The organism is Pseudomonas sp. JC1203 (genome assembly GCF_056175065.1).
On record NZ_JBWCAM010000008.1, the window covers coordinates 269,916 to 275,206 of the forward strand.

Sequence of the window (5,291 nt, forward strand, 5' to 3'; positions counted from 1 at the left end):
CGGGTGTTGGGGCGGGGGGGGGCCCCGCTCGCGAGCCGCCCCTCAAACGCGCGGGGCCACCCCAGCTCCCACACAGCGTCCCAGCTGTTACTTTTACCCAATCCCTACCCACAGAGCAGAAAAACGAGTAAAGACTTTGTAAGGACGGCCCGGCTTATTTCATAATGTGCCACCAGTCCTTGTTCTGGCCGGGTCCGCCCGCATCCTGTTGAGGTAAGTCGATCCCCATGAACCGCACCGGCCGCGCCCTTGCCCTGGGCTGCCTGTTGCTCCTTCAGCCCCTGCTGGCATCCGCAGGCGGCAACTCGCTGTTGATTCCGGCGATGGGTCGCTGCACCCTCAACACTCAGCCGCAGGATCTGCCCCAGGCCCTGGCCAGCTGCCAGGCTGCCGCCAAATCCGGTGATGCGCAGGCGCAATACGAGCTGGGTCAGTTCTACTACGACGGCACCGCCACACCCCGCGACCTGAACCAGGCGCTCAATTACTTCGAGCAGGCCTCGCTGCAAGGCCATGCCGACGCGCAATACCATCTGGGCTTGATGTTCTTCCACGGCGAAGGCGTGGCCGCCAACAACGTGCAGGCCTATATCGTGTTGAAGATGGCCGCGGTCAATGGCCAGGAAGATGCCCTGGACACCGCCGACGAGGTAGCCGCGCAGATGCCGCGCGACCAGTTGGAGATGGCTACCCAGGTGCTGGGCCAGATTTTCCGCAAATACCTGCTGGAACTGCAGACCGCCGACGGCCGCTCGCCCTTCTCGCCCCTGCCCTGAGCTGGCGCGCTTACTTCTCCGGCATCGGCATGGGGAACGGCATGACATTGCTCACGCCGCGCGCTTCGCTGATTTTCGGCGTGCCCAGGCGTTCCACTTCGTCGATGCGCACGATCGAATGCATGGGCACGAAGCTGCGTACCACGCCCTCGAACTGGGCCTTGAGTTTTTCTTCGCTAGGGTCCACGACCACCTGGGTACGCTCGCCAAAGACGAATTCCTCGATTTCCAGGAAGCCCCACAGATCGCTCTGGAAGATCTGCTTGGCGTACATCTCGAACACCTGGCCCTGGTTGAGGAAAATCACCTTGTAGATTGGAGCTTCGCGTTTGGTCATCTTGGGTGGGCAACAGTGGGGGTGGTAAAGAGGGCGAAAACTATAGCACAAGCGCCCGCCGGGCAATGCCAGGAACCCTGCGCCCAGAACAACCGACCGATGGCGAAGCGGCTACCACGGGGGTAGGCGCGGGCGTTAGATGACCACTGGACATCTGGGGCCTTTCGCCGTTGGCCTGCTGGGGTTATCCTTGAATCCAACTCAACTGCCGTCGGGCGGCTAAAAACGACCTTGAACGCACCCATAGAACCTCATCGCTTCATCCTCGAGCCCTTCGAGGCTCGCCGCTTCGCCAACCTCTGCGGGCAGTTCGACGAGCATCTGCGCCTGATCGAACAACGCCTGGAAATCGAGATCCGCAACCGCGGCAATCAGTTCGAGCTGATTGGCGAACCCACGCACACCACCTCTGCCGAACACCTGCTGCGGCGCCTGTACCGTGAGACCAAGGCCACCGAGCTGTCCCCGGACCTGGTGCACCTGTACCTGCAGGAGTCGGCCATCGAAGAGCTGGACAACCCTTCTTCCAACGAAGTGCCGGTGGCGTTGCGCACGCGCAAGGGCATGATTCGCCCGCGCGGGCTGAACCAGCAGCGCTACGTGAAGGAAATCCTGGGTAACGACATCAACTTCGGCATCGGCCCTGCCGGTACCGGCAAGACCTACCTGGCCGTGGCCTGCGCGGTGGACGCGCTGGAGCGCGAACAGGTGCGCCGCATCCTGCTGGTCCGCCCGGCGGTTGAAGCTGGCGAGAAGCTGGGCTTCCTGCCCGGCGACCTGGCCCAGAAGATCGACCCGTACCTGCGCCCGCTCTACGACGCGCTGTACGAGATGCTGGGCTTCGAACACGTGGCCAAGCTCATCGAGCGCCAGGTGATCGAAATCGCACCATTGGCCTACATGCGTGGTCGTACGTTGAACAACAGCTTCATCATCCTCGACGAAAGCCAGAACACTACCGTCGAGCAGATGAAGATGTTCCTGACCCGTATCGGCTTCGGCTCCACGGCCGTGATCACCGGCGACATCACCCAGGTCGACCTGCCCAAGGGCACCAAGTCGGGGTTGTCCCATGTAATCGACGTGCTCGACGGCGTGCCGGGTATCAGTTTCACCCATTTCAAGCCCAAGGACGTGGTGCGCCATCCACTGGTGCAGCGCATCGTCGAAGCCTACGAGCGCTTCGATGCCCGGCCGGTAGAGAAGGACAACACCCGCAATGGTTGAACTGGACCTGCAGGTTGCCACCAATGACCCGGTGCCCAGCGAAACGCTCTTCCAGCAATGGTGCGAGACGGCGCTGGGCATGCGCAAGGGTGACTCGGAGCTGACCATCCGCCTGGTGGACGTGCCCGAAGGGCGCGAGCTGAACCACACCTACCGTCATAAAGATTACGCCACCAACGTCTTATCCTTCCCGGCAGACGTGCCTGACGACATGCTCGACATCCCCCTGCTGGGCGATCTGGTGATCTGCGTGGCCGTGGTGGAGCGCGAAGCGGCCGAACAAGGCAAGTCGCTGGAAGCGCACTGGGCGCACCTGGTCATCCACGGCTGCCTGCACCTGCTTGGTTTCGACCATGAAGAGGACGAGGAAGCCGAAGAGATGGAAGCTCTGGAACGAGAGTTGCTTGCCAAACTGGGTCATCCCGACCCCTATGCAGACGACGATGAACACTAATATTCACCACCGAAACAGCAAGGATCACGAGAAAAGGGCCATGAGCGAAGATCGATCGAGCAACGGGCAGAAGTCATGGCTGGGTAAAATCACCCAGGCTTTTGCCCATGAGCCGAAAAACCGCCAGGAGCTGCTGGAGCTGCTGCGCGAAGCCCACCAGAACAAGCTGCTCGACAGCGAAGCGCTGACCATCGTCGAAGGCGCCATTCAGGTGGCTGACCTGCAGGTACGGGACATCATGGTCCCGCGCTCGCAGATGATCAGCATCAAGTCGACCCAGACACCTCGCGAATTCCTGCCCGCGGTGATCGACGCCGCCCACTCCCGCTACCCGGTGATTGGTGACAGCCACGACGACGTGATCGGCGTGCTGCTGGCCAAGGACCTGCTGCCGTTGATCCTCAAGGAGAACGGCGACAGCTTCAACATCAAGGACCTGCTGCGCCCGGCCACCTTCGTGCCCGAGTCCAAGCGCCTGAACGTGCTGCTGCGCGAGTTCCGCGCCAACCACAACCACATGGCCATCGTCATCGACGAATACGGCGGCGTGGCTGGCCTGGTGACGATCGAGGACGTGCTGGAACAGATCGTCGGCGACATCGAGGACGAGCACGATGTGGAAGAGGACAGCTACATCAAGCCCCTGCCCAGCGGCGACTTCCTGATCAAGGCCCTGACGCCCATCGAGAACTTCAACGAGTTCTTCGACAGCGAGTTCTCCGACGACGAGTTCGACACGGTTGGCGGCCTGGTGATGAGCGCCTTCGGCCACCTGCCAAAACGCAACGAGACCACGGAAATAGGTGCTTACCGCTTCCGCATTCTCAACGCCGACAGCCGCCGGATACACTTGCTGCGCCTGACCCCCATTTCCCGCTGAAAACGCATTAAGGATCAAGATGCGCTGGATCACCCGCCCCGGCTGGCCCGGTAACCTGCTGGCCGTGGCGGCCGGTGCCCTGACTCCCCTGGCGCTGGCGCCGTTCAACATCTGGCCGTTGTCACTGTTGTCGCTTGCGCTGCTGTACCTGGGCCTGCGCGGGCTAAGCCCGCGCCAGGCCTTCATGCGTGGCTGGGCCTACGGCTTCGGCCTGTTTGGCGCCGGCACCAGCTGGATCTACGTCAGCATTCACAACTTCGGCGGCGCCTCGGTGCTGCTGGCCGGCTTCCTGATGCTGCTGTTCAGCATTGCGGTGGCGCTGTTCTTCGCCCTGCCCACCTGGCTGTGGGCGCGCTGGCTGCGCCGCAACGAAGCGCCACTGGCGGACGCCCTGGCGTTCGGCGCCCTGTGGGTGGCCCAGGAGGCTTTCCGCGGCTGGTTCCTGACTGGTTTCCCATGGCTGTACGCCGGTTACAGCCAGCTCGACGGCCCGTTGGCCGGCCTGGCGCCAGTAGGCGGCATGTGGCTGATTTCCTTCGTGCTGGCGCTGACTGCAGCGCTGCTGTGCAACCTGCACCGCCTGCGCCAGCGCGTCTCCTTCCTGCTGGCGGGCCTGGTGCTGCTGCTCGCCCCCTGGGGCGTGGGCCTGGCACTCAAGCACCACGCCTGGACCGAGCCCCTGGGCCAGCCCCTGAGCGTGGCTGCGGTGCAGGGCAATATCGAGCAGGAAATGAAGTGGGACCCGGCCCAGGTGGATGCGCAGCTGGCGCTGTACCGCGACATGACCTTCACGGCGAAAAAGACTGACCTGATCATCTGGCCGGAAACCGCCGTGCCCATCCTGATGGACAATGCCCAGGGCTACCTGGACATGATGGGCAACTTCGCCAGCAGCCATGGCTCGGCGCTGATCACCGGGGTGCCGATCCGCCAGCAGGTGCGCCACCAGAACCAGTACTACAACGGTATCACCGTGGTAGGCCAGGGTGACGGCACCTACCTCAAGCAGAAGTTGGTACCGTTTGGCGAATACGTGCCGCTGCAGGACCTGCTGCGCGGGCTGATCACCTTCTTCGACCTGCCCATGTCGGACTTCGCCCGCGGCCCGGCCGACCAGGCGCTGTTGCAGGCCAAGGGCTACCAGATCGCGCCGTTCATCTGCTATGAAGTGGTGTACCCGGAGTTCGCCGCCGGTGAAGCCGCCAAGGCAGACCTGCTGCTGACCATCAGCAACGACACCTGGTTCGGCACCTCCATCGGCCCACTGCAGCACCTGCAAATGGCGCAGATGCGCGCGCTGGAGGCCGGCCGCTGGATGATCCGCGCCACCAACAACGGCGTCACCGCGCTGATCAACCCATACGGGCAGATCACCGAGCAGATACCGCAGTTCGAGAAAGGCATCCTGTACGGCAACGTAGTGCCCATGCACCAGCTGACGCCGTACCTGCAGTGGCGTTCGTGGCCGCTGATCATCCTGTGCCTGGTGCTGTTCGGCTGGGCCCTGCTGGCCAGCCGCATCGCCAAGACCGTGTGATTGGGGTGGGAGCTGGCGTGCCCGCGCGCGGTTTTTTGGGGCAAAAAAACCCCGGGGCACACACAACCCCAAAAAACCCC

Annotated in this window: 6 protein-coding genes; 5 read left to right on the forward strand and 1 reads right to left on the reverse strand. The window is 63.0% G+C overall.

Going from position 1 to position 5,291, the window contains the following annotated elements; translation table 11 throughout:
* Nucleotides 1–227: 227 nt before the first annotated feature.
* Complete coding sequence (locus AC0SZ7_RS14715) at nt 228–776, forward strand: tetratricopeptide repeat protein (protein WP_475505075.1); 549 nt, start codon at nt 228–230, stop codon at nt 774–776.
* A gap of 10 nt (nt 777–786) precedes the next feature.
* Here the strand turns inward: AC0SZ7_RS14715 and AC0SZ7_RS14720 are convergent, their stop codons facing one another.
* Nucleotides 787–1,113, reverse strand: a complete 327-nt coding sequence (locus tag AC0SZ7_RS14720) for a DUF1820 family protein (protein ID WP_008374706.1) — start codon at nt 1,111–1,113, stop codon at nt 787–789.
* Nucleotides 1,114–1,344: 231 nt separating this feature from the next.
* Here AC0SZ7_RS14720 and AC0SZ7_RS14725 point away from each other — a divergent pair, with 231 nt between their 5' ends.
* Genes AC0SZ7_RS14725 through lnt form a run of 4 tightly spaced genes read left to right on the forward strand, consistent with a single transcriptional unit; the run spans nt 1,345 to nt 5,211 of the window.
* Nucleotides 1,345–2,340: a PhoH family protein gene (locus tag AC0SZ7_RS14725; RefSeq protein WP_475505076.1), complete on the forward strand. Its 996-nt coding sequence runs from the start codon at nt 1,345–1,347 to the stop codon at nt 2,338–2,340.
* Nucleotides 2,333–2,794 (forward strand): rRNA maturation RNase YbeY, encoded by a 462-nt coding sequence (gene ybeY, locus AC0SZ7_RS14730; RefSeq protein ID WP_475505077.1) that lies wholly within the window; start codon nt 2,333–2,335, stop codon nt 2,792–2,794. The genes AC0SZ7_RS14725 and ybeY overlap by 8 nt, the downstream gene beginning before the upstream one ends.
* Before the next feature lie 40 nt (nt 2,795–2,834).
* On the forward strand, nt 2,835–3,674 hold the full coding sequence (locus AC0SZ7_RS14735) for an HlyC/CorC family transporter (RefSeq protein ID WP_027981094.1): 840 nt from the start codon (nt 2,835–2,837) through the stop codon (nt 3,672–3,674).
* Between the two features lie 19 nt (nt 3,675–3,693).
* Nucleotides 3,694–5,211 carry an apolipoprotein N-acyltransferase gene (gene lnt / locus AC0SZ7_RS14740; protein WP_475505078.1) on the forward strand — a complete coding sequence of 506 codons (1,518 nt, stop codon included), beginning with the start codon at nt 3,694–3,696 and terminating at the stop codon, nt 5,209–5,211.
* Nucleotides 5,212–5,291 lie beyond the last annotated feature (80 nt).

What these genes read in the sequence shown, in the direction of transcription:
- AC0SZ7_RS14735 (WP_027981094.1), top strand. Translation starts at nt 2,835, where the DNA reads ATGAGCGAAGATCGATCGAGCAACGGGCAGAAGTCATGGCTGGGTAAA.
- AC0SZ7_RS14715 (WP_475505075.1), top strand. Translation starts at nt 228, where the DNA reads ATGAACCGCACCGGCCGCGCCCTTGCCCTGGGCTGCCTGTTGCTCCTT.
- lnt (WP_475505078.1), top strand. Translation starts at nt 3,694, where the DNA reads ATGCGCTGGATCACCCGCCCCGGCTGGCCCGGTAACCTGCTGGCCGTG.
- AC0SZ7_RS14720 (WP_008374706.1), bottom strand. Translation starts at nt 1,113, where the DNA reads ATGACCAAACGCGAAGCTCCAATCTACAAGGTGATTTTCCTCAACCAG.
- ybeY (WP_475505077.1), top strand. Translation starts at nt 2,333, where the DNA reads ATGGTTGAACTGGACCTGCAGGTTGCCACCAATGACCCGGTGCCCAGC.